We start from the raw sequence: 23,600 nt of genomic DNA, 5'->3' as shown, positions 1-23,600 counted from the left end.
TCATGGCAAACACGATCGAGGTGAAGGTTCCCGACATCGGCGACTACGACGGCGTGCCGGTCATCGATGTGCTCGTCGCGGTCGGCGACAGCGTCGAGAAAGACCAGCCGCTGCTGGTGCTGGAGTCGGACAAGGCGACGATGGAAGTGCCGGCGCCCGCCGCTGGCGTGATCCGCGAGCTCAAGGCCAAGCTTGGCGACAAGCTGTCGGAAGGCCAGGTGATCTGCCTGCTGGAGACGGCGGCCGCGGAAGAGAAGCCTGCTGCTGCGGCTAAACCTGCCGCGCAGAAACCGGCGCCAGCGGCCAAGAGCGCAGCGCCAACCCCGCCGCCCGCGGCGGCGCCCGCTCCCCAACCCTCTCCCGCAAGCGGGACCGGAAGCGAGAAAGTCGAAGTCCGCGTGCCGGACATCGGCAACTACAGCGGCATTCCGGTCATCGACGTGCTGGTCGCCGACGGCGACAGCGTCGACAAGGACCAGCCGCTGATCGTGCTCGAGTCGGACAAGGCGACGATGGAAGTGCCGGCGCCGGCCGCCGGCAAGATCGAAGGACTGGCGCTGAAGGTCGGTGCCAAGGTGTCGCAGGGCGATCTCGTCGGTTTCCTGCTGACTGCCGGCGATGCCGCGGCACCGGCGGCGAAAGCCGCGCCGGCAAAGCAAGAGGCTCCCGCGGCCAAGGCCGAGACCAAGACCGAAGCCGAATCCGCGAAGCCCGAACCGGCCCCGGCAAAGGCCGCAGCGCCGGTCGCTGCGGAAGCGCCGAAGACCGCGGGCAGCGTGCCGTACGCCGGTCCGGCGACGCGTCAGTACGCCCGCAAGCTCGGCGTTGATCTCGCGCTCGTCAAGGGCAGCGGCACGCGTGGACGCATCGTCATCGAAGACGTGCAGACCTACGTCAAGCAGAAGCTCGCCGCGGCGCCGTCGACTGCAGCGACCGCTAGCGGCGGCAGCGGCATTCCGCCGATTCCGGCGGTCGACTTCTCCAAGTTCGGCCCGGTCGAGAACAAGCCGCTCGCGCGCATCCGCAAGCTGTCGGCGCAGTTCCTCCACCGCAGCTGGGTCAACATCCCGCATGTCACGCAGACCGATGAAGCCGACATCACGTCGCTGGAGGATTTTCGCAAGTCGATGTCGGCCGAGCTGGTCGCCAACGGCGGGCCGAAGCTGACCCTGCTGCCGTTCATCGTCAAGGCCGTCGCGCTGGCGATGAAGAAGTATCCGGAGTTCAATTCATCGCTCGCGCCGGACGGCGAGAGCCTGATCATGAAGGGCTACTGCAATATCGGCTTCGCCGCCGATACGCCGAACGGGCTGGTCGTGCCGGTCATCAAGGACGTCTGGAGCAAGGGCATCGCGCAGCTCGCCGAGGAAAGCGCAGCGCTCGCCAAGATCGCGCGCGACGGCAAGCTCAAGCCGGATCAGATGCAAGGCGGCTGCTTCTCGATCTCCAGCCTCGGCGGTATCGGCGGCAGTCATTTCACGCCGGTCGTCAACGCACCCGAGGTCGCGATCCTCGGCGTGTCGAAGGCGCAGATGAAGCCGGTCTGGGACGGCGCCGCTTTCCAGCCGCGTTTGATGTGTCCGCTGTCGCTGTCTTACGATCATCGTGTGATCGACGGCGCCTACGCCGCGCGCTTCACCGTGCATCTTGTCGAGCTGATCGGAGATATCCGCCGCCTGACGCTGTAGTCGATGCCGACGTATCATTCTCGATAATCCAAGAGGAGCCTCCATGCCTGCGAAGAAGATCGCGAAGAACAGCAAGAAGCCCGCTGCGAAGAAAGTCGCGAAGAAAGCTGTAAAAGCTGTCAAGAAGGTCGTGAAGAAGGCCGTTAAGAAAGTCGCCAAAGCGGTAAAGAAGGCGCCTTCCAAGAAGCCGGCGAGCAAGACCACGAAAGCCAAGCCGCTGAAGAAGGCGGCCGCGCCGGTCAAAGCCAAGGTGAAGCCGGCCAAGGCCGCTGCGAAACCGGCGGCGAAGCCGAAGCCAAAGGCGAGTCCGAAATCAAAGGCGAAAACGCCTGCACGGGCGCCCAGCAAACCGAAGGTCGCGAAGAAGATCGTCAAACCGGTCACGGTGACCAAGGCGAAGAAGGCGCCTGCCAAGCCCGCTGCGAAGGTGGCGCCCAAACCCTCGGCCAAGCTGGTCGCCGCAGCGCCGCCGCAACGGCCGGCGACGGCTGCGAAGCCCGTCGCGGCTGCACCGGCACCCGTCGGCAAGCCCGTTGTTGCGCGCGTTGCGCCGCCCAAGCCCGCACCGAAGCCAGCGACGACTCCGAAGCGACCCAAGAAGGTCCGCGCTCCGGCCGTCGAGCGCAAGCCGGCGATCAAGAATCTGCCGCTGCCCAAACCGGAACCCTGGACCTTCGGCGGCCGCAGTCCGCGCTTCGGGCCTGCGGGCGACGCCAAGGCGCGTCCGGATGCGGAACGTCTGGCGGGAATCTCGCGCAAGGTGCACTGAGTACTCGTTTGCCGATCGACGCGGCCCGGACTCGATCCGGGCCGCGTGCTTTAGCTGACCGTTCGCTGAAGCGTCGACGCGATTTGTCGGACAGCGCCGGTGTTGCCGGCGCAACGAGGTTGTTAGACTCGCTGCGCTATGAAACTCAAAGTCATTATCCTCGCAGCTGCACTCATCCCCCCCGCTTACGCTCAAGACAAGCAGCAGTACATCAACGACGAGATCACCGTCACGGTTCGCGACGCCCCGCGCAACGACGCGACCTATCTGGGCACGCTCACGAGCGGTGACCGCGTCACGGTGCTGGAGTCGCTCGGCGACGCCAGCTTTGCCAAGGTGCGCACATCGAACGGCAAGGAAGGCTGGATCACCGCACGCTATCTGACCGACCGTCCGGCCGCGCGCGAAGCGCTGAACACCGTGCAGCGCGATCTGAAGACGGCACAGACGCGCATCGCCGAGCTGGAAGGCGATCTCAATTCCGCCCAGGGCAACCTCGCCCAGGCCCGCCCGGCGCTGGAGATGGCGCGCGAGAACGATCAACTGCGCGCGCAGATCACCGCGCTTGAACAACAGGCGCAGGAAGCCGAGCAGCGCTACGACGTGCAGAAGGCTTCACGCCGCACGATGGTGACCGGCGGCTCGCTGGTCGGCGCCGGCATTTTCCTCGGCCTCGTGCTGCCCTGGCTCGGCGGCACGCGCAAACGCCGTCGCTGGGGCGATTTCTAAGACGCGCGTTCTTCCCGGAGCCTGCTGATGTGGCGACTCACTGCGGTACTGGCGTCGGCTGTGGTGCTTGCTGCCGGCGGTGCCGCGCTGTGGTTGCTGGTATTGCGCCCCGCCGCCGATCAGCGCTGGATCGACGCACATATGCTGGCGCCCACCGCATCCGCCGACCCGGCGATGCTGACCGCGCGCTGGTACGGAACGACCGCGGTGCTGCTGCAGGCCGGCGACGAAGCCATCTTCGTCGACCCGTTCTTCAGCCGGCCGCAGGGCCTGTTGCCGATCCTGCGCAATGCGCGAATCGCGCCGGATGAAAAGCGGATCGCCGCCTGGCTTGCCCGCGCCGGCGTCAAGCAGCTGCGCGGCGTGCTGGTCTCGCACTCGCACTACGACCATGCGATGGACGCCGGTATCGTCGCCACGCAGACCGGCGCGCTGCTGATCGGCTCGCAGAGCACGGCGAACATCGGCCTCGGTGCCGGCCTGCCGGCCGAGCAGATCATCGTCGCGACCGACACGCTGTCGCTCGGACAGCCGGTCACGGTCGGCGCGTTCCGCGTGACCTTCCTCGCCAGCGCGCATGCCGGCGCCACCGGTGGCGCACCGACCGGTGACATCGACGAACCGCTGCCACCGCCGGCGCGCTACAGCGACTATCGGCAAGGCGGCACCTACTCGATCCTCGTCGAACACGGCGAGGATCGGCTGCTGCTGCATGGCAGCGCCGGCCACGTCGACGGCGCCTTGAAAGGCGTGCAGGCTGACGTCGTGTTCCTCGGCGCCGCATTGGTCAGCGAGCCTGCGGAGTATCTGCAGCAGATCGTCGATGCGGTTGGCGCCAAGCAGGTCGTGCTGACGCACTGGGACGATTTCACGCGCTCGCTGGATGAGCCGCTGCGACCGATGCCGGTCGTCGTCAATCTGGCGAAATTCGGCGAAGCGCTGTCTGCGCGCAGCGATCTGCACGCCGGGATTGCGCCGCTGGGGCTGCCGATCCGTGTCGGCGGGACGCTACCTTAGGTTCGACACCGCGACGACGGGGCTTGGCACCACGGCCAGCCCGACGCCCGAGGCAAAGCCGACGCGGCTTTCGATGAAGCCCATCAGACGGCGCCGTTCCCAGGGCAGGCGATGACCGGCGAACAGTTCCGCCCTGGCCACATCGCGAACCTCCGACAGCAAGCTGGTCGCCAGCTCCTCGGGGCGCAGTGCGCCACAGGCGCGCAGCTCCACTTCCAGCATGCGCGTGAATATCTCGGCGAGTGCATCGAGATGGGTTTGCGTCTGCGTCTGTTCGGCGGCCTCGAGCATGCGCAGGCGATCGGCGCGGCGCTGATAGCAGGCTTCCCAGAAGGCTTCGATCGAGACGAACAGGCGCCGTGGACCGGCGGGCAAACCGGTCATCGCATCGGTGATGCAGTCGACGACGTCGCGCAGATACAGCAGGTACTCGCTGCGTAGCTGCAGCGCGGCGTTGCGACCAGACTCGAGGTGATCCCGCGACATGTGGGCAGCATGGGCCAAGTCCCAGGCCCGCGCTTCCCCCGAAACAGGGGGGTTTGTGCGGTAGTCCTCACATCGGCGCGGCGAAAATCACGCCGCGCCGCAGCAAACCGCCGTCAGCCGCCCTTGCCGTTGCTGTCCAGCAGGCGCTGAACGGCGTCCTGCGCGATCGGGTGATAGCCCGCCTTGGCTTCCTGGAAGATCTGCGCCGCAAGCGCGCGATCGGCAGGGTGTTTTGCCAGTTCGCGATACGCCGGCGTGATCAGTTTCATGCGGCCGATCGTCAGCAGGTGCTGACGCATCGCCGGGTATGCCGGCTGGTAGCGCTGCTGCGCAACCAGCCGGAACCAGCGCGCCGCGATTTCGGCATTGGTCGATTCCGACAACTTGAAGCTGCGATCCAGCTCCGCCATCTGCTTCGCGCTGAGCTTTGCCGGCATGTTGTCGAGGAAATAGCGCCACTGGTGCGGCGACCAGCCCTTGGTCTGCAGATCCGCGGCCTTGGTGGTGCCGGCCAGCCACACGCCGCGCTGCGCGTCGACCTGGGCAAAGGCATCGGACTGCGGCCACACGGTGCTTGCCGGCATCTGCGGCGAACTGAGCCAGGCGGTGAGCTCGACGTCGCTGACCGCATCGGGAAAGTACTTGCGCAGATGGCTGTCGAGGTGGGCAAGGAATTGCGGCGTCGTCACGCTCTGGAAAGCGTAGCGATCGAACCAGCCGCGCAGAAATGCGTCGAAGCGCTCGCGCCCGAAGCGCGACTCCAGGAAGGCGAGGAACAGCCCGCCGCGTTCATAGGGCACATCGGAGACACCGTCGTCGGGATCGCGGCCGCTGAGGTCCGGCATCAACGTCCTGTCGGCGGGCAGCTCGATACGCGCCAGCGTTTCCTTCAGGTCGTTGGCGCCGAGTGCGCGCTCCTCGTTGGCGAGATCGACACCGTAGACCTCTTCCATGATCCGGTAGGTCAGATGCATGGTGAAGCCTTCGTTGAGCCAGAAGTCGTTCCAGCGCGCATTGGTCACCAGGTTGCCGGACCAGGAATGCGCCAGCTCATGGGCAACGAGCGACACCAGCGATTTGTCGCCCGCAATGACGGTCGGCGTCGCGAAAGTCAGGCGCGGATTCTCCATGCCGCCATAAGGGAAGGCCGGCGGCAGGATCAGCACGTCGTAGCGGCCCCAGCGATACGGTCCATAGATCGCCTCGCTGCGTTGCATCATCTGTTCGGTGTCTTCGAACTCCTTCGCCGCGCGATCGAGCATCGACGGCTCGGCGAAGATGCCCGTGCGTTCGCTCATTGCCTTGAAGCGCAGATCGCCGACCGCCAGCGCGATCAGGTACGAGGGAATCGGCTGCGGCATGCGGAACTCGTAGTCGCCGCTGCGCGGCGCTTCGAGATCGAACTCCGCGCTCATCACCGCCACCAGGTCCGCCGGCGTGTGGATGCGCGCCTCATAGGTCGCCCGAATCTGCGGGCTGTCCTGCAGCGGGATCCAGCTGCGCGCGTGAATCGCCTGCGACTGCGTGAAGAGGAACGGATGCTTGCGGTCGCTGGTCTGCGCCGCCGTCAGCCACTGCAGGCCCGACGCCTTGGGGCTCGTCACGTAGCGCATGCGAACGCGATCGGCGCCGGCCGGCATCTCGATGCGCAGCGCGCTGCCGAGGATGGGGTCGGCCTTGTCGAGCGTGAAGGCCGTGGGCACGAAGGCGCCATCGCCCTCGGCGGCGGCCACCCCGCGGATATCGAGATCGCGGGTGTCGAGGACCAGCGTCGTCGCGTTCGGATCAAGCCGTTCGAGCTGCAGTTCGACGGCGCCGGCGAGGGTGCGTTCGGTGAAATCGACGCTCAGGTCGAGCGCCAGATGACGGGTACGGAAGGCTGCGGTATTCGCGTAGGAATGCGGGTCGTCGACAACGCCCAGCCGCATCGGAACCGGAGGGGACTTCAGATCGATTGCGGCACAGCCGGCCAGCGACACAGCCAGTGCCGCGGTCAGTAATTTGCGGATCATTCCCAGTCCCCCGATTCAAGAGTGCCGATGGTACTTAAGCCTCAGTTCAGACACTACTGGCCGGGCTTGGTTGCGATGGCGTCCGCTCTGAATCCGGTTCATGATGCCGGCATCTCATTTTCGGAGTCGCCTGTGCAACAGAACCACCGTCGCCGCACATTCGGTCTTGCCCTGATGCTCGCTGCCGGCACCCTGCTCGGTGCCTGCCAAGGAGGTTCCGCCATGCCAGAGCCGGCTTCGACCCCGGTGGCCGGATTCGTCACCGACGTGCCGGCTTTCGAACAGTACATCGCGACCCAGCCGACGCCGACCGCGTTCAAGATGAAGTATCCGGACGTCACCCTGGTCATGCCGGGCCAGATGGCCACCAAGGAACTGCGCGGCAACAACAGCCGCTACTTCGCGACGCTGGACGATCAGGGCCGCATCACCGGCGGCAAGTTCCAGTAGCACGTTCGAGCGGGATTTCCGCAGGATAAAGAAAAGCCCGGCTTGTGCCGGGCTTTTTTGTTTGCAGCCTGTTGCGCAGGCAACGTGCCGTCCTACTTCTTGGTGGCCTCGATCTGGATGTTGATCTTGACCTCTTCGCTGGCGCCGGTCGGCGAGTACTTGGAGATGCCGAACTCGCTGCGCTTGATCGTCGCTTCGGCATCGGCGCCGCAATGCGGCTTCTTGAAGAACGGATGCTCGCCGCAGGCGAAATGGGTCACCGTCAGCTGCACCGGCTTGGTCACGCCGTGCAGCGTCAGGTCGCCGTCGACAGACACCAGCTTGTCGCCTTCGAAATTCAGCTTGCTCGACTTGTAGGTGATCGTCGGATACTTGGCGACATCGAAGAAATCCTCCTTCTTCAGATGCTCGTCGAGCTTGGGCACCGCGGTCTGCAGCGAATTGGCATCGATCGTGATGTCGACCGCGCCGGTCTTCTTCGCAAGATCGAGCGTGACGGTGCCGGTGGTCTTGGTGAAGCCGCCGGTGGTCGTCGAATAGCCCATGTGCAGGATGCTGAACTGCGGATGCACGTGCGTGCCTTCGAGTTCATAGACTTCGGAAGCGGCGTAGGCGCCGAAGCTGGTGGCGAGCATTGCGGCGGCTGCGATCAGGCGTTGCATGATGAGGTCACTCCTTGGGGGTTGGGATTCAGTGCTTCGATGGGGGATCGGGCTTCAGGGTTTGTTGACCAGATGCAGGCGAAAGTTCACCGGCACTGCATTGGCGACCAGATCGCCTTCGTTCCATTCGCCGCCGCCGATGCCGAAGTCGCTACGGTTCAGGGTCAGCGTGCCAGCGGCATTGAGCGAACCATCCTTGGCGGTGGTGATCGTCAACGGTACGCTCAATGGTCGCGTTTTGCCGCGCAGGCTCAGGGTGCCGGCAGCTTCATAGCGATCGCCGCCGAGTGCCTTGAGCTTGCTGCTGACGAAGCTCGCCTTCGGAAAGCCGGTCTGATTGAGCCAGGCTTCTTCCAGTGCGACCGCATCGGCATCGGCATCGCCGGTCGTCAAGCTCGCAATGTCGACGTTGATGCGCGCCGATGCCGCGTCGATCTTGGCCGGATCGAATTCGACGGCGCCATCGAAGCGGCTGAAGCGACCGCTGACATCGACGCCCATCTGCGTGACCTTGAAGGCGATCTCGCTGCCGGCGGGATCGACAACGCGCGGCGCGGCAAAGGCGTTGCCACACAGCAGCGCCGCCAGTAGTGCGTAGCGGTTCAAACTTGAAAACTTCATCCGACTCTCCGGCTTGAAAACTTCGGCAGCATGCGCTGCAGGACACCGTCGCGATCGACGATCGCATGCTTGAGCGCGGCCGCGACGTGCAGTGCGATCGTCGCCACCAGCATCTTGTTCAAGGCCCAGTGCACCTGTTCCAGCGCCGCACCGAGCGCCGCATCCTTGTCGAGCAGATCGGGGATCGGCAGCACGCCGAACAATACGGTCTGGAAGCCCTTGGCCGAACTCATCAGCCAGCCGGACAGCGGCACGAGAACGACCAGAAGATACAACAGCCGATGCGTCACCTCGGAAGCGCGCTGCACCCACGGCGCCAGCGCCGTCGGCAGCGCTGGCGGCGGATGCCACAGGCGCCAGCTCAAGCGCAGGCCGATCAGCACGAAGATGCTGACGCCGAGCCACTTGTGATACGCGAACAGCTTGAGCTTGGTCGGTGACATCTTGAGGTCGACCATGTAGAAGCCCAGGGCGAACACAGCCAGCAGCAGCAGCGCGGTCAGCCAGTGCGCGAGTTGTGCCGTTGCGCCATAACGCGCAAGCTCGCGGGGTGTCGCCGGTGCTGGCTCATGGGTCATACGTCGCTCTGGCAGCCTGAACGAGAGTTCGACACGCTAATCTGTCTGAACGTTCGGTTCAATCGGTAGGAATGCGATGTTTTTCCCGAACCCCCACAAACGCCGCACAGGCTTCATTCTGCTCTGCAGCATTTCGCTGCTGGCGGTCGGCGGCGTCTCGATCGCGGAGGCGAGGATGCCGAGCAAAGAGTCCGGGTCCGTATCGACGCAGGCGGTGGAGACCGAGATCTCGCCGCCGGCGCTGGCCGAACTGATGAGCCTGGACCAGATCGCCGAGCGCTATGTGCATCTCGTGCTCGCGGTCGGCCTTCACGACGAAGCTTATGTCGACGCCTACTACGGTCCGGAATCCTGGCGCGACGACGTCAGGACGCTGCAGCCGACGCTCGCGCAGATCGGTGCCGACGCGCAGGACGCCATCGCCCAGCTGGAAGCGCTGCCGCCGGCGCAGGAGCCCATGCTGCGCCTGCGCCTGCGCTTCCTGAAACGTCAGCTCGAGGCGCTGGCCGCGCAGGTCCGCATACTCGGCGGCGAGAAGCCGGCGTTCAACGACGAGGCCAAGGCGCTGTACGACGTCGTGCCGCCGACGCTGGACAAAGTGGAGCTGAAGACCCAGCTGGACGCGCTCGAGGCATTGCTGCCCGCAGGCAAGGGCAGCCTGTCGGAGCGCTACAACGCTTATTTGCAGCGTTTCGCCATTCCGGTCGAGCGCCTGGAGTCGGTGATGCGCGTGACGATCGACGAAGCGCGCCGGCGCACCGCGCGCCGCATCAAGCTGCCCGAAGGCGAGCAGTTCGAACTTGCGCTGGTGACGGACAAGCCCTGGAGCGCCTACAACTGGTACCAGGGCAAGTTTCACAGCCGCATCGAGATCAACACCGACCTGCCGGTGACGGCATCGCGCATCATCGAACTGGCGGTGCACGAGGGCTATCCCGGACATCACGTCTACAACAGCCTGCTGGAACGCGCGCTGGTGCGCGAGCGCGGCTGGCTCGAGTACTGCGTCTACCCGCTGTACTCGCCGCAATCGCTGATTGCCGAGGGCAGCGCCGACTTCGCGATCGAACTGACGTTCTCCAGCGACGAGCGCGCGGCGTTCTATCAGGAAGTGCTGTTTCCGCTCGCCGGCTTCGAGCCGTCCGAGGCGCGACGTTATGCGCAGATCGCCGATGCGGCGCGCTTCACCGGCCTGGCGACGATCGACGCCGCGCGTGAATGGCTCGACGGCCGGGCAAACGAGCAGCAGACGCTGCTGAGCCTGCAGAACAATGCGCTCGCAACACCGGAGCGGGCACGTCAGCGGCTGGCATTCTTCCGCAGCCTGCGCAGCTACATCGTCAACTACTCGCTCGGCGAGGAGATGGTCGCGCGCTATGTCGATGCGCTCGCCGGCAACAATGCGACGACGCGCTGGCTGGTGTTCGCCGATCTGCTGGCCTCGCCCGCGTTGCCGTCCGACCTGGTGATTCCGGCCGGCAAGAAGCCGCACAATCCTTAGCTGCTCCCATCGTTCAAGCACAGACATGCCTCTGCCATACGCGATCTTCGATGTCTTCACCGACCGGCCGCTCAGCGGCAATCCGCTGGCCGTCGTGCAGCTCGCTGATGGCCTGACGACGGCGCGCATGCAGTCGATTGCGCGCGAGTTCAATCTGGCCGAGACGGTCTTCCTGCAGACCTCGAACGCGCCCAATGCGCTGGCCAAGGTGCGGATCTTCACGCCGATGCGCGAGCTGCCGTTCGCCGGGCATCCGACGGTCGGCACCGCCTGCTTCCTCGCCGAGGAGGGCCTGGCGCCGGCCGGCGACGATCAACGCATCATGCTGGAGCTCGGCATCGGCCCGCTGTCGGTCCGTCTGCGGCGCGCCGAAGGCCGGCCGGTCTATGCCGAACTGACCGCCGCCATCGCGCCGGAGTACGGGCCGACGCGGCCGACGACCGAAGCCGTCGCCGCCATGCTCGGGCTCGAAGCCGCCGATCTCGTCAGTGAAGGCGAAACCGTGCGCACCGCGTCCTGCGGCATGCCTTTCGTGCTGGTGCCGCTGCGAGTGCCCGAGCTCCTGAGTGCCATCACGCTCGACACCACGCTGATGCGGCGCGGCCTCAGCGGCCAGTGGGCGCAGCAGCTGTATGTCTATACGCGCGGCTACGAAGGCGAGCTGCGCGCGCGCATGTTCGCACCGGATCTCGGCATTCCCGAAGACCCGGCGACCGGCGGCGCGGCGGTTGCCCTGGCCGGCGCGCTGGCGATGGAATCGCCGATCGGCGAAGGACGGCTCGACTGGGTCATCCACCAGGGCGTCGAGATGGGACGGCCAAGCCAGCTGCACATTTCGGCCGATCGCGCCGGCGGCGCGGTGACCGCGGTGCGGGTCGGCGGCCATGCGGTGCGGGTTGCCGAAGGCCAGCTGCTGATCTGAACCGCGATGCCGCGCAAGCCCGCCAGCAAACCCGCCGCGACGCCTCTGAGCGAGGCCTACCAGCGCATCTGGGCGACGATCAAGCGCGTGCCGAAGGGCCGGGTCGCCACTTATGGGCAGATCGCCGCCGAGGCCGGCTTCGCCAAGGGGCCGCGGCTGACGGCGCAGGCCTTGCGTCACGCACCGGATAGCCTGCGCCTGCCGTGGTTCCGCATCATCAACGCACAGGGCAAGATCGCGATTCCCAAAGGCAGCAGCGGTCATGCGGAGCAGCGCGAACGCCTGGAAGCCGAGGGCGTCGAGTTTGTCCGCGACCGCATCGACCTCGACGTCTACCGCTGGCAGCCGCGCAGCTTCGCGCCCGTCGTCGACTGAAGAACCGCGCCTTACAGGTCGGCGGCAGCAGACGAACGGCCGTTGCCGACGGACGCGCCGCCGCTATGCTGGGTGCCCAGACCCAGCGGTAGATTGGCCATGTCCCAGCAGACCCGGCGGCTCCTTGTGTTTTCGTTGTTCGGCGGCGTGCTGCTCAGCGCCTGCAATGGCAACAGCGGTGGCCCCGTTGTCGATCCCGGACCCGACGGCAGCAAGCGCACGCCGCTGGAAAAGCTGGCGCTGCAGACGTTCGACGCCGACTGTGTGGATTATCTGGACTACACCGCCGACGCGCTGACCGAGCAGTACCTGACACCGACCTTCTGCGCCTTCGACGGCCCTTGCCCGATCTACGCGGCCGAGGGCATGCCGCCGCCGATGGCAACGCCGGCACCCGGCGCGAGCACCGGTGGCGGCACGGGCGGCGATTCGGCCGGCGGTCCGGACCGCGTCTCCAACACCAACACGCAGGAAGCCGGCGTCGACGAGCCGGATATCGTCAAGGCGGATGCCGCCGGCCGGCTGTATGTGCTGACCGGACAGACGCTGCGCATCTTCGACGGCTACCCGCCGGCGGGCATTTCGCAGCGCGCGATCACATCGTTCGATCTGGCCGCGAACGACAGCAGCTTCTATCCCAGTGACCTGCTGCTCGACGATGCCAACGATCGTCTCGTCGTGCTCGGCAGCACCTACAACGGCAATGCCGGACGCGCGGTCGCGAAGATCATCGGCGTCGGCACGCCGAACGCGCCGCAGCTGCTGCGCAGCATCAGCGTCGACGGCTATCCGCTGACCGTGCGCAGCACCGAGGGCCGCATCCATCGGGTCAGCCGTTACGACGCACCGGTGCCGGGCTGGTTCTACGACGGCTCGGACTCACTGACCGTGCTGCGCAACGACTATCAGCAGGCGCAGTCGAATGGCGACGACGCCGGCGCCGCCGAAGCGCGCGCCGCGATCCGCGAGGAAATCGGCAAGCGCGTCCTTTCCGCCGGGGCCGGAGATTTCCTGCCCCACCGGCGCGTCACCGAAACCAATGGCAGTGTCGTCGAGACGGCGCTGGCCTGTGACGGCATCTCGCATCCGGAAGTGACGACGGCAATGGGTCTGGCCCTCATCGACAGCTTCGACAACGACGGCGGCAACAGCGCGTTCAGCGGCATCGTCAACAACAGCTATCTGGTCTACGGCTCTACCGACAATCTGTACCTCGTGCAGTCCAGCCTCGGCTGGTTCTTCGCGCCGCAGCAGGTCGAAGAAAGCGTGATCTATCGCCTGGCGCTGTCCGATGACGGCCCGGCCGCCTACCGCGCGATCGGCAAGATCGACGGCAGCGTCAATACCAGCTACCAGCTGTCTGAATATGAGGGTGCGCTGCGCGTCAGCAGCACCGAACGGCGCAACAGCGATCAAACCAGCACGACCTACAACCACGTCAGCGTGCTCGATGCGACGAGCGCCGGCACCATGAGCATGCTCGGCAGCGTCGACGAGACTGATCTGGCGCCCGGCGAAGTCATCCAGGGCACCCGCTTCATCGGTCCGCGCGGCTATGTCGTCACGTTCCGTCAGGTCGATCCGCTGTTCGCGATCGATCTGTCGAATCCGGCGGCGCCGGTCGTCACCGACGAGCTGAAGATTCCCGGCTTCTCCAGCTACCTGATGCCGCTCGGCGACGACAAGCTGCTGACGATCGGCCGCGCCGGCACCGACGAAGGTCTGAGCGGCGGCGTCGCGGTGCAGCTGTTCGATGTCAGCGACATGAGCAACATTCGCCAGCTCGCGGTGAGCTCGCCCTCGGTCGCGAACGGCTACAGCTACAGCGCGGCGGAATACGATCCGCATGCGTTCAGCTACTTCGCCGACAGCGCGAATGCCGCGTTGCCGGGAACGCTGTCGATTCCGCTGTACAGCGGCACCTACGACGAGCGCGGCACCTCGTTCTCCGGCTTCCTCGTGCTGCGTGTCGACGCTGCTGCCGACGAGCCCTTGCTTGAACTCGGCCGCATCGATCACGGCCCGCTGGTCGATCAGAGCGACCACTGCCAGGCGCCGCCGCCGGGCGGTGTCAGCGACGCTGACGTCGTGCCGGAGTGTTATTTCTATCAGTACAGCGCCGATCCGCTGCGCAGCGTGTTCCTGCAGGACGACGCCGGGCGCTATCTGCTGACGATCTCGTCGGCCGGCGTGATTGCCAGCGACGCCGCGCAACCGCAAACCAGTTTCGGCAGCCAGGCCTGGTCCACCGATTCGCCGTGAGAACAAGGCACTGCGCGGCGAAAAGCCGCGCAGTGCCGCACTTCTTCAGGCGCTGAGCTTGAGACCGACAATGCCGATGACGATCAGCGCGATGCAGCCGATGCGCGCGGCACTGACGCCATCGCCGAACCAGATCATGCCGATGATCGCGATGCCGACCGCACCGATGCCGGTCCAGATCGCATAGGCGGTGCCCATCGGCAGCGTGCGCAACGCGAGGCCGAGCAGGCTCATGCTGATGACCAGCGAGACGATCGTGAAGCCGCTCGCCCAGGGCTTGGTGAAACCCTCGCTGAGCTTGAGGCCCAGCGCCCAGCCGATTTCGAACAGACCTGCGAGAAACAGATAGACCCAACTCATTGCGATGTCCTCTTCAGCAAGAGGGGTCGTCCCCGTTTGTCGTGCAGGCGGCCGGGTCGTCCCGATCGCCGGTTTGACCGCTCAGGGCTTGTTGCGTTCCGGCAATTCCATCGGCAGGGCCGGATAGCCCTTCGACGCCAGCCAGTCGCGCAGCGCCAGCCCCGTGGCCGCCGGCCAATAGCGCGCCTCCTGCGGCGCGACCCGGATGATTTCGGAAATCTCGTCGCCGAGCTGGATCTTGCCCTCGGCTTCGACGTGATAGGCAATGATCAGCTGATTCATGCGATCGAAGCGATAGTGGCCGATGAAGTTCGCGGCACGGCCCTGCAGGCCGATTTCCTCTTCGACTTCGCGCAGGACCGCTTCGGCCGGGTCTTCGTTGCGTTCGAGAAAGCCGGTGATCAGCGCGAAGAAGCGATGCGTCCACAGCGCATTGCGCGCGAGGATGATCTCGCCCTCGTGTTCGACGACCGCTGCGACGACCGGCGTCGGGTTGTCCCAGAAAATGAAACCGCATTTGTCCGCCGTGCAGGCGCGACGCGCAAAGCCGCCCTGCTCGCGATCGGTCAGCGGCGCGGCGCAGCGCGGGCAGTAGCGATAGTCACTGGACATGGCGGGCAGACAGACGGGTCAGGGATGCTGCGAGTGTAATGCGCTCGAGGCGCAGGGGCATCAGGGATATGCGGGCAGTGCAACGTAGCTGCCGCGTAGCCGCACTGCGTCGGCGTCGCCACAACGCAGCACGCTGCAGACCTCGATGCGGGCGCGCCGCGCCGCGCGCAAGGCCGTGACGAACTCCGGCCAGGTTCCTTCCGGCAGACGGCTTTCCGCGAGCAGTTCGCCGGTCACCGGCTGCAGATAGTCGAGCGTCGTCTGGCGCACGACCAGACTGCCGGTCACACCGGCGCGCTCCATGCCGTAATGCAGAGCCACCCAGCCGGCAAGGATGCCGAGCGTCGCCAGGCTGCCGCCGAAGGCGGTGCCGTGGTGATTGAGGTTTGGCGCAAGAGGGGCGGTGAGGCGCACATGCTGATCGCCCAGTTCGATCACGCGTGCGCCGAGCGCCGCGGTGAGCGGAATACTGCGATGAAGAAATTCGGTGAACTGCTGCGGATTCATGGTCGATGACATGGACTGGATCATTTGCCGATGCAGAAGCGCGCGAAGATCTCGCCGAGCAGATCGTCGCTGCTGACGCGACCGGTGATTTCGCCGAGCGCATCCTGGGCGAGGCGCAGCTCTTCGGCGGCGAGCTCGGCGTCGGCGCCTTCGAGCAGACGGCGTTCGGCGTCATGGACGAAGGCCAGCGTACGACGCAGCGCGTCGATATGGCGGGTGCGTGCGGAGAAGCTGCGCTCGGTGCTGTCGCCCAGGCCGGCGAGTTGGCGCAGCTCGGCAATCAGCAGATCTAGGCCCGCGCCGGTCGCTGCGGACAGACGCAGATGAACCTGGCCGCTGTCTTCCCAACGCGCCGCCGTGTCGCCGGCGAGATCGCATTTGTTGTGGACGATCAGCACCGGCAGCTGTGCCGGTTGCGCCGCGAGCAGTTTGCGATCTTCGTCGCGCAGGCCGTGTTCGGCTTCGACGATGAACAGCGCGACTTCCGCCTGTTCCAGCGCGAGTCGCGCGCGGCGGATGCCTTCGCGCTCGACCGGGTCGTTCGATTCGCGCAGGCCCGCGGTGTCGACCAGCGTCAGCGGCAGGCCGTCGAGGTCGATGCTTTCGCGCAGCACGTCGCGGGTGGTACCGGCGATCTCGGTGACGATCGCGACTTCGGCGCCGGCGAGGCGATTGAGCAAGGTCGACTTGCCGACGTTCGGCTGGCCGGTCAGCGCCACCGTCATGCCATCGCGCAGGCGCCGGCCGCGGCCGGCTTCGCCGAGCAGCAGACGCAGATGGGCGGACAGCGCCGCAACGCGCGCGCGCAAGCCATCGTCGGCGAGCCAGTCGATGTCTTCGTCGGAAAAGTCCAGCGCGCCTTCGACGAAGACGCGCAGCGATGTCAGCTCTTCGACCAGCGCGGTCACGCGCTGCGACAGCGCACCGTCCAGCGAGCGCAGCGCGGCACGCGCGGCGTCACGGGTGCCGGCATCAATGAGATCGGCAATCGCCTCGGCCTGCGCGAGATCGAGGCGGTTGTTGAGAAACGCGCGTTCGGAAAATTCGCCGGGCCGCGCAATGCGCGCGCCGTGCGCACAGGCCGCGGCAACCAGTGCCTGCAGCACGACCGGGCCGCCATGACCCTGCAGTTCGACGACGTCTTCGCCGGTAAACGATTGCGGTGCGGAGAAGCTCAGCACCAGGCCCTGATCGATCGCCGTGCCATCGGCATCGCGGAAGTGGCGTAGCGCGGAGTGTCGGGCTTGCGGCAACGTGCCGCAAAGCCGCGCGGCGATCTGATGCGCCTGCGGCCCGGACAGCCGCACGATGCCGACCGCGCCACGCCCGGCGGGCGTGGCGACGGCGACGATCGTATCGGTGTTCTGCATCGGGCTCACGCTGCCGGTGTTGCGCGCAAGCCGCGGGACCGGATCAGCGCTTGGCGAGCGACTTGGTCGCCTCGGCCGTTTCCAGACGCTTGGTGATGACCCACTGCTGCGCGATGCCGATCAGGTTGCTGACGAACCAGTACAGCACAAGGCCGGACTGGAAGAAGGTGAAGAACGCCGTCAGCATGATCGGCATGATCTGCATGACCTTCTGCTGCATCGGATCGGCGATCTGCTGACCGGACAGCTTCTGCTGGAAGAACATGGAGATGCCGAACAGCACCGGCAGCACGTAGAACGGATCCGGCGAGGTCAGGTCCTGCAGCCACAGCATGAACGGCGCCTGGCGCAGTTCGACGGATTCGAGCAGCACCCAGTACAGCGCGATGAAGACCGGGAACTGCACGAGCAGCGGCCAGCAACCGGCGAGCGGATTGAAGCCTTCCTTCTTATACAGCTCCATCATCGCCTTCTGCATGCGCTCGCGATCGTCGCCGTAGCGCTCCTTGAGATCCTGGATCTTCGGCGCGAACTTCTTCATCTTCGCCATCGAGCGGTACTGCGCTTCCGACAGCTTGTACATCGCGGCCTTGACCAGCAGCGTCAGCAGGATGATCGCCACGCCCCAGTTGCCGGTCAGCGTGTGCATCTTGTTGAGCACCCAGAACAGCGGCTCGGAGAGCGGCGTCAGGATGCCGTAGTCGAGCGTCAGGTCGAAGCCGGGCGCGATGCCGGCGACGCGGTCCTGCAGCTTGGGGCCCAGATACAGCGCGGTGCTGAAGCGGCCATCCTGGCCGGCGGCGAGCTTCTGCGCGGCGCCGACGTACTGCGCCATGTAGCCCTGCCCAGCGGCCGCGGGCTTGGCAGTGAACGTTGCGGCTTCGCCGGCGGTCGGCAGGATTGCGGCGACGAAATGATGCTGCAGCATCGTGATCCAGCCGCCCGTTTGCGATTTCTCGTAACCGTCTTCGCCGAGCTTCTCGAGCTTGGTCTTGACGAACTTGTAGGCGTCGCCGCCGGCGACTTTCTGCTCGTAGAAGCCGACGCCGGTGAACGTCGCAACGAACGGCGGTTCGTCGCCGTAATTGAAGGCGGTCCGCACCAAGCGCACGTAGGGGCTGGCGGTAACGTCTTCGCTGCTGCCGTTGTGGAACTCGTGAATCAGTTCGACGCCATAGCTGCCGCGCGTGAAGCGATAGATCTTGCGTCCGCTGGCACCGCTGGCGTCCTGATACTCAAGCGCGACATCGAGCGTGTCGCTGCCGTCGGCCAGCTTGTATTCGGCTTGCGCCGTCGAGAACTTGGTGCGATGCGTCAGCAGCGGCGCCTTGGCGCCGGCCAGACCGCTCTGCAGGACAAAGAAGCGGCCGTTGCGGTCATCGAGCAGCGCGCGCGGCACATTCGGCTGGTCCTTCGAGACGGCGTAGTTCTTCAGATCGACGCGGCGCAGGTCACCGCCGTCGAGCGCGATCTCGGCGTGCAGCAGATCGGTGTCGACCGTGATGCGCTGGCCGCTGATGCCGGCCGGCGCGGCGTCGCCTGACGCAGCAGCAGCCGGCGCGGTGACCGCCGCGCTCGGTACATCGGCTTGATCGTTGGCGGCACTCGGGACGTCCAGCGCCGCGGTGTTAGCGGTCGGCGCTGCCGACATCGCGGTCGACGGCGCGTGGTCCTTCTGCCAGGCCTGGTACATGAAGAACAGCACGACGCCGAGCAGGGCGATCAGGATGAAGCGACGGTTTTCCATGTCTATGCGTGTCGGTGATCAGCAGAGTGGCAGCAGGCGGCGCCGTCGCGGGGACGGGCAGCCGCTGTCGGTGCGGGTACGGGATCGTAACCGCCGGGATTGAGGGGATGGCAGCGCAGGATACGCCGCAGCGCGAGCCAGCTGCCACGCAGGCCGCCATGCTGACGGAGCGCGTCGATCGCGTAGTGCGAGCAGCTCGGGTAGAAACGGCAGCGCGGCCCGAGGATCGGGCTGATCAGGATCTGATAGACGCGGATCAGGCCGACGAGGGCGGCACTGACGGCGCGGCTGGCAAGGGAGGCGAGGATGCCGCGATGCGGGTCCACAGGCGTTCCAGGTTTTGATCCAGTTCGGCGGCGCGGGCTTTACCGCAGCCCGGCCGGGCCAACAGCACAATGTCCATCGTCAGCAGTTGTTCCTGCTGACGGCGGAAATGATCCCGGATTTTGCGCTTGATGCGATTGCGGTCGGTGGCCAGCGGTACCGATTTCTTCGCGATCGCCAGACCCAGGCGCGGATAACCGAGTTCTGTGCTGACGCTCACCGCCGTCAGCCAGCGTTCGTTGATCCGCTTGCCGCGCTTGAATACGTTTTGAAACTCGCCCGGCTTCAGCAGGCGGGCGCGCCGCGGAAAGCGCGCCATAGGTCACCAGACGTCCCGCTTAGACAGCGAGACGCTTGCGACCCTTGGCGCGACGACGCGACAGCACCAGACGACCGCCCACAGTAGCCATACGTGCACGGAAGCCGTGGGTGCGCTTGCGGCGCAGCTTCTTCGGCTGGTAAGTACGCTTCGACATAAGTCACCGCTGTCTAAATTTCGCAAAAGGGCGCGGAGTTTAGCGGCAGGTTACTTTGTGATCAAGGGGTAAGCAGCGATGACTGCAGCGGAGCGGCGACTGAAAGAATGTATCGGAGCCTGTGGATAACCGGGGCGCGAGGTCTTAGACTGCTCGGCCGGCGTCCTAAGTTGCGCCTTATCGTCACCCGCTGAAACCACCCCATAGAACCATGGTGCAAGAGGAAATCTGGGCGCAGTCCGTGCGCTGGCTGGAAGCCGAGCTGCCGGAGCGCGAGATCAACACCTGGCTGCGGCCGCTGCATCCGGTGATGGCCGACGGTCGTCTGCTGCTGCTGGCCCCCAACCGCCTGGTGCTTGAGCGCGTGCGCGATAACTTGCTGGTCCATATCCAGCGGGCGGTCGGCGTGATCGGCGGCGATCGCGCGCCGGCTGTCGAGCTCGGCGTCGGTTCCGCCGAAACCCGGATCCCCGTCGCGGCGCCGGTTGTGGCCGTTGCGGCCCCCACCGCCAGTTTCGCCGATGAACCGCCGCAGGCGCCGGTCTCCGGCAAGCTCAACCCGGACTACACCTTCGTCAACTTCATCGAGGGCAAGGCGAACTCGCAGGCGCGGGCCGCCGCCCAGCATGTCGTCGAGACGCCCGGCGGTGCCTATAACCCGATGCTGATCTACGGCAGTTCGGGCCTCGGCAAGACCCACCTGATGCACGCGGTCGGCAATGCGATCGTCGCAGTCAATCCGCGGGCGCGTATTGCCTATCTGGGCGCCGAGCAGTGGATGAACCATTTCACCGCGGCGATCCGCCATGGCCGGACCGACGAGTTCAAGAACCTCTACCGCTCGGTCGATGCACTGCTGATCGACGACGTGCATTTCTTCGCCCACAAGGAACGCACGCAGGAAGAGTTCTTCCACACCTTCAATGCGCTGATCGATGCGCGCAAGCAGATCGTGCTGACCTCGGACCGCTATCCGAAGGAAGTCGACGGCATCGACGAACGCCTGAAGTCGCGCTTCGCCTGGGGTCTGTCGGTCGCGGTCGAACCGCCGGATCTCGAAACGCGGATGGCGATCCTGATCGCCAAGGCCGAGGCCAACAAGGTCGTGCTGCCCAAGGAAGTCGCACTGTTCGTCGCCCAGCGCGTGCGCTCGAACGTCCGCGAGCTTGAAGGCGCGCTGCTGCGGCTGACGGCCAGTTCACGCCTGCGCGGCGAGGCGCTGACGGTCGAGTTCGCGCGCAATACGCTGAAGGATCTGCTCGCGGCCTATGAGCGCATGGTGACGATCGACAACATCAAGCGCACCGTTGCCAACTACTACAACATCCGGGTCGCGGATCTGAACTCGCCGCGGCGCACGCGCTCGCTGGCGCGTCCGCGACAGATTGCGATGGCACTGGCCAAGGAACTGACCCAGCACAGCCTGCCGGAGATCGGCGAGGCTTTCGGCAAGGACCACACCACGGTGTTGCACGCCTGCCGCAAGGTGGTTGAATTGCGCGACGAGGACAACAAAATCCGCGAGGATTATGAGAATCTGCAGAGACAGCTGGGCATTTGATTGCACAGCAGTTTTTGAATCCGCCGGGGTTGGCGGAACTTGTGGGTGAAGGACAGGATTAAGGGCAGGACCAGCGGGGGTATAAGTTGTGCATAAAAGTGATGCGCAGTTTATCCACAGCCCCGGGGGCCCTGAACTCAGCGGCAAGCAGTGCTGAGTTTTGATGTTTAGTGTTTGATTTAAATAGAGTTGTCAGAGTTATCAAGAGATGGGACGCGGCCCTATTGCTGTTAGTTCTTATCTAATTAATCAAGACATGAATGTGGTGAGTCCATGAAACTGCAAGTGGGGAGAAACGAGCTGTTGTCGGCTTTGTCCGCAGTGATCGGCGTTGTCGAACGCCGCCAGACGCTGCCGGTGCTGTCGAACTTCCTGCTCGAGTTGAGCGACGACGAACTCGTCGTGACAGGTACCGATCTGGAAATCGAGTTGCAGGCGCGTGCCCGGGTGCAGAACCTGGCGCCGGGCCGGGCAACCGTGCCGGCCCGCAAGCTGTTCGACATCTGTCGCGGTCTGCCGGAAGGCGCCGAGATCAGCCTGGACATCAGCGCCGACAAGGCTCAGCTGAAATCGGGTCGCAGCCGTTATTCGCTGGCCTGTCTGCGTGCCGAGGAATTCCCGGCCATGGGGCGGGTCGCCGAAGGCCGCGAGCTGAAGCTGCAGCGCAAGCAGCTGAAGACGCTGATCGAGAAGACCCAGTTCGCGATGGCGCAGCAGGATGTGCGCTACTACCTCAACGGCATGCTGCTCGAAGTGTCCGCCAAGCGGGTCCGTTCGGTCGCCACCGACGGCCATCGTCTGGCGATGAGCGAAGCCGAAGCGGTCACGGGTTTCACCGAGACCAGCCAGGTCATCGTGCCGCGCAAGGCGGTGCTGGAACTGCAGCGTCTGCTGGAAGCGACCGAGGAAGAGGTCACCGTGAAGATCGGTGCCGGCCAGATCGAGGTCGATCTGGATGCCGTGCGCATGACTTCGAAGCTGATCGACGGCCGGTTCCCGGATTACGAGCGCGTTGTGCCGGAGTCGGGCAACAAGCGGGTCGAGGGCGATCGCGAGACGGTCAAGCGTGCACTCGCGCGTACGGCGATTCTGTCCAACGAGAAATTCCGCGGCGTGCGGCTGACCCTGGACGGCAACAAGCTGACCCTGCAGACCCACAATCCGGAACACGAAGAAGCCGAAGAAGATCTGGAAGTCAGCTACGACGGCGGCGCGCTGGAGATTGGTTTCAACGTCAACTATCTGCTCGACGCACTGGCGGCACTGGATGGCGAGCGCTTCATCATGGAACTGAAGAACTCGGATTCCAGCGGCTTGATCCATGCGGCCGACAATGCGGCCAGCAAGTACGTCGTCATGCCGATGCGGCTGTAGTACCGGCGAGGAATCCGATGCGGTTGCTTCAGCTCAAGGCTGACAACTTCCGCCTGTTTCAAGACTTGAGCCTGCTGCCCCACAGCAGGCTCAATTTCTTTTATGGCGCCAATGCGGCGGGCAAGACCAGCCTGCTCGAGGCGATTTATACGCTCGGCCGGGCCAAATCCTTTCGCGGCAGCAGCCCGGCGGATCTGGCCGGAGTGCAGGGCAAGCTGTGGACCTTGTTCGGTCGGGTAGCCTCCAGCGGCGAGAGCGACGCGCTGGCGCACAAGCTCGGCGTGGGCTGGACCAATAGCGAGACGTCCATCCGCATCGACAACCAGGCCGCCAACAGTCTGCAGCTGCTGCAGCGGTTATCGGTGCAGGTTCTGGAACCCGGCATGCATCGGGTGTTGCAGGATGGGCCGACCTACCGGCGCAGCTTCCTAGATTGGGGCGTGTTCCACGTGGAACATCAGTTCATGCCGATCTGGAGACGGTATCGCCGCGCCTTGAGGCAGCGCAATCAGGCCTTGCGCAATCAGGCCGCAGATCGCGATCTGGCCGCCTGGGAACCCGAACTCGCCGAGGCGGGTGAGGCACTGACGGTTTTGCGCGAGCAACACTTGGCGCAGATCAAGCACCGCTGCATCGACTATGTGTCGGCCTTGCTTGGCGAGGGCGATTGGAGTTTCGATCTTCAACCCGGCTGGCCGCGGGGCAGCAGCTTGAAGGACAACCTGATCAGGAACCGCAGCAACGATCGTCGGCTGGGGCTGACCCAATACGGGCCGCACCGGGCCGAGTTGCGCATCCGGGCCGATAGTCATGCGATCAAGCACAGGATCAGCCGAGGTCAGCAGAAGCTGCTGATTGCCGCGATGCTGCTGGCGCAGAGCGAGGAGATCGGCAAGATCAGCGGCGAACATCCTTTGCTGCTGGTCGACGACTTCGGGGCCGAACTGGCCGATCGTTATCAGCAGGCCCTGCTGGAAGCCCTGCAACGCTATCCCGGCCAGGTCTTCGTGACGGCTTTCGAAAGGACGGCGGTACTGGCCCGGGCTGGAGAGGCGTCAACGTTCCACGTGGAACGTGGTGTTCTACACACGCCCTGAAACCGATCCGAGAAGCGCCGGCAAGCTGATGTCCGCTGAAAAGCGAGCGGGGAATAGGGCTGTACAAATGCTAAAATTGCGGATTCACCGAGCTCCTTGC

25 protein-coding genes are annotated in these 23,600 nt (G+C 65.3%); 12 read left to right on the top strand and 13 right to left on the bottom strand.

Annotated features, from left to right (window positions below; genetic code table 11):
* Positions 1-2 precede the first annotated feature (2 nt).
* From aceF to AC3WUF_RS01060, 4 genes are all read left to right on the top strand, one after another.
* Positions 3-1,688, top strand: coding sequence for a dihydrolipoyllysine-residue acetyltransferase (aceF, locus tag AC3WUF_RS01075; protein WP_492421540.1), 1,686 nt, complete (start codon positions 3-5; stop codon positions 1,686-1,688).
* A 43-nt stretch (positions 1,689-1,731) separates the two neighbouring features.
* Complete coding sequence (locus tag AC3WUF_RS01070) at positions 1,732-2,457, top strand: hypothetical protein (RefSeq protein ID WP_492421538.1); 726 nt, start codon at positions 1,732-1,734, stop codon at positions 2,455-2,457.
* Positions 2,458-2,595: 138 nt separating this feature from the next.
* On the top strand, positions 2,596-3,186 hold the full coding sequence (locus AC3WUF_RS01065; RefSeq protein WP_492421536.1) for a TIGR04211 family SH3 domain-containing protein: 591 nt from the start codon (positions 2,596-2,598) through the stop codon (positions 3,184-3,186).
* Between the two features lie 27 nt (positions 3,187-3,213).
* On the top strand, positions 3,214-4,203 hold the full coding sequence (locus tag AC3WUF_RS01060) for an MBL fold metallo-hydrolase (RefSeq protein WP_492421534.1): 990 nt from the start codon (positions 3,214-3,216) through the stop codon (positions 4,201-4,203).
* Here the strand turns inward: AC3WUF_RS01060 and AC3WUF_RS01055 are convergent.
* Both AC3WUF_RS01055 and AC3WUF_RS01050 read right to left on the bottom strand, forming a co-directional pair.
* Positions 4,195-4,689: a hypothetical protein gene (locus AC3WUF_RS01055; protein ID WP_492421532.1), complete on the bottom strand. Its 495-nt coding sequence runs from the start codon at positions 4,687-4,689 to the stop codon at positions 4,195-4,197. The two genes, AC3WUF_RS01060 and AC3WUF_RS01055, sit on opposite strands and share 9 nt — an antisense overlap.
* 113 nt (positions 4,690-4,802) lie before the next feature.
* Positions 4,803-6,701, bottom strand: coding sequence for a M1 family metallopeptidase (locus tag AC3WUF_RS01050; RefSeq protein ID WP_492421530.1), 1,899 nt, complete (start codon positions 6,699-6,701; stop codon positions 4,803-4,805).
* Positions 6,702-6,923: 222 nt separating this feature from the next.
* Here AC3WUF_RS01050 and AC3WUF_RS01045 point away from each other — a divergent pair, with 222 nt between their 5' ends.
* A complete protein-coding gene (locus tag AC3WUF_RS01045; protein ID WP_492421528.1) occupies positions 6,924-7,151 on the top strand; it encodes a hypothetical protein in 228 nt (75 codons plus the stop codon).
* Positions 7,152-7,243: 92 nt separating this feature from the next.
* Here the strand turns inward: AC3WUF_RS01045 and AC3WUF_RS01040 are convergent, their stop codons facing one another.
* The 3 genes from AC3WUF_RS01040 to AC3WUF_RS01030 are packed head-to-tail and all read right to left on the bottom strand — an operon-like array spanning position 7,244 to position 9,012.
* Positions 7,244-7,813 (bottom strand): YceI family protein, encoded by a 570-nt coding sequence (locus tag AC3WUF_RS01040; RefSeq protein ID WP_492421526.1) that lies wholly within the window; start codon positions 7,811-7,813, stop codon positions 7,244-7,246.
* A 54-nt stretch (positions 7,814-7,867) separates the two neighbouring features.
* Complete coding sequence (locus AC3WUF_RS01035; RefSeq protein WP_492421524.1) at positions 7,868-8,434, bottom strand: YceI family protein; 567 nt, start codon at positions 8,432-8,434, stop codon at positions 7,868-7,870.
* Positions 8,431-9,012 (bottom strand): cytochrome b, encoded by a 582-nt coding sequence (locus tag AC3WUF_RS01030; protein ID WP_492421522.1) that lies wholly within the window; start codon positions 9,010-9,012, stop codon positions 8,431-8,433. Before AC3WUF_RS01030 ends, AC3WUF_RS01035 begins: the two co-directional genes overlap by 4 nt.
* A gap of 175 nt (positions 9,013-9,187) precedes the next feature.
* Here AC3WUF_RS01030 and AC3WUF_RS01025 point away from each other — a divergent pair, with 175 nt between their 5' ends.
* The 4 genes from AC3WUF_RS01025 to AC3WUF_RS01010 all read left to right on the top strand — a co-directional run bounded on the left by AC3WUF_RS01025 (position 9,188) and on the right by AC3WUF_RS01010 (position 14,072).
* Entirely contained in the window at positions 9,188-10,513 is a 1,326-nt protein-coding gene (locus AC3WUF_RS01025; protein ID WP_492421520.1) for a hypothetical protein, read from the top strand.
* A gap of 25 nt (positions 10,514-10,538) precedes the next feature.
* A complete protein-coding gene (locus tag AC3WUF_RS01020) occupies positions 10,539-11,435 on the top strand; it encodes a PhzF family phenazine biosynthesis protein (protein WP_492421518.1) in 897 nt (298 codons plus the stop codon).
* Between the two features lie 6 nt (positions 11,436-11,441).
* A complete protein-coding gene (locus AC3WUF_RS01015; protein WP_492421516.1) occupies positions 11,442-11,810 on the top strand; it encodes an MGMT family protein in 369 nt (122 codons plus the stop codon).
* A 99-nt stretch (positions 11,811-11,909) separates the two neighbouring features.
* The gene (locus AC3WUF_RS01010; protein WP_492421514.1) at positions 11,910-14,072 is read left to right on the top strand and encodes a beta-propeller domain-containing protein; all 2,163 of its coding nucleotides are present in this window, start codon (positions 11,910-11,912) and stop codon (positions 14,070-14,072) included.
* A gap of 45 nt (positions 14,073-14,117) precedes the next feature.
* Here the strand turns inward: AC3WUF_RS01010 and AC3WUF_RS01005 are convergent, their stop codons facing one another.
* The 8 genes from AC3WUF_RS01005 to rpmH all read right to left on the bottom strand — a co-directional run bounded on the left by AC3WUF_RS01005 (position 14,118) and on the right by rpmH (position 19,468).
* On the bottom strand, positions 14,118-14,432 hold the full coding sequence (locus AC3WUF_RS01005) for a DMT family transporter (protein WP_492421512.1): 315 nt from the start codon (positions 14,430-14,432) through the stop codon (positions 14,118-14,120).
* 81 nt (positions 14,433-14,513) lie between these two features.
* A complete protein-coding gene (locus AC3WUF_RS01000) occupies positions 14,514-15,044 on the bottom strand; it encodes an NUDIX domain-containing protein (RefSeq protein WP_492421510.1) in 531 nt (176 codons plus the stop codon).
* A gap of 60 nt (positions 15,045-15,104) precedes the next feature.
* On the bottom strand, positions 15,105-15,563 hold the full coding sequence (locus AC3WUF_RS00995) for a YiiD C-terminal domain-containing protein (protein WP_492421508.1): 459 nt from the start codon (positions 15,561-15,563) through the stop codon (positions 15,105-15,107).
* Positions 15,564-15,571: 8 nt separating this feature from the next.
* Positions 15,572-16,921, bottom strand: a complete 1,350-nt coding sequence (mnmE, locus tag AC3WUF_RS00990) for a tRNA uridine-5-carboxymethylaminomethyl(34) synthesis GTPase MnmE (protein ID WP_492421507.1) — start codon at positions 16,919-16,921, stop codon at positions 15,572-15,574.
* Between the two features lie 43 nt (positions 16,922-16,964).
* Positions 16,965-18,668: a membrane protein insertase YidC gene (gene yidC, locus AC3WUF_RS00985; RefSeq protein WP_492421505.1), complete on the bottom strand. Its 1,704-nt coding sequence runs from the start codon at positions 18,666-18,668 to the stop codon at positions 16,965-16,967.
* A gap of 2 nt (positions 18,669-18,670) precedes the next feature.
* A complete protein-coding gene (gene yidD / locus AC3WUF_RS00980) occupies positions 18,671-18,976 on the bottom strand; it encodes a membrane protein insertion efficiency factor YidD (RefSeq protein ID WP_492423517.1) in 306 nt (101 codons plus the stop codon).
* Complete coding sequence (gene rnpA, locus AC3WUF_RS00975; RefSeq protein WP_492421503.1) at positions 18,925-19,311, bottom strand: ribonuclease P protein component; 387 nt, start codon at positions 19,309-19,311, stop codon at positions 18,925-18,927. The genes yidD and rnpA overlap by 52 nt, the downstream gene beginning before the upstream one ends.
* 19 nt (positions 19,312-19,330) lie before the next feature.
* Positions 19,331-19,468, bottom strand: coding sequence for a 50S ribosomal protein L34 (rpmH, locus tag AC3WUF_RS00970; protein WP_492421501.1), 138 nt, complete (start codon positions 19,466-19,468; stop codon positions 19,331-19,333).
* Positions 19,469-19,679: 211 nt separating this feature from the next.
* Here rpmH and dnaA point away from each other — a divergent pair, with 211 nt between their 5' ends.
* The 3 genes from dnaA (at position 19,680) to recF (ending at position 23,500) form a co-directional block, all read left to right on the top strand.
* The gene (dnaA, locus tag AC3WUF_RS00965) at positions 19,680-21,029 is read left to right on the top strand and encodes a chromosomal replication initiator protein DnaA (RefSeq protein WP_492421499.1); all 1,350 of its coding nucleotides are present in this window, start codon (positions 19,680-19,682) and stop codon (positions 21,027-21,029) included.
* 273 nt (positions 21,030-21,302) lie between these two features.
* Positions 21,303-22,403: a DNA polymerase III subunit beta gene (gene dnaN / locus AC3WUF_RS00960; RefSeq protein WP_492421497.1), complete on the top strand. Its 1,101-nt coding sequence runs from the start codon at positions 21,303-21,305 to the stop codon at positions 22,401-22,403.
* 23 nt (positions 22,404-22,426) lie between these two features.
* The gene (gene recF / locus AC3WUF_RS00955) at positions 22,427-23,500 is read left to right on the top strand and encodes a DNA replication/repair protein RecF (RefSeq protein ID WP_492421495.1); all 1,074 of its coding nucleotides are present in this window, start codon (positions 22,427-22,429) and stop codon (positions 23,498-23,500) included.
* Positions 23,501-23,600 lie beyond the last annotated feature (100 nt).

This window comes from Fontimonas sp. FW305-C-3 (genome assembly GCF_058783185.1).
This window is presented reverse-complemented; position numbering and strand designations above follow the sequence as displayed.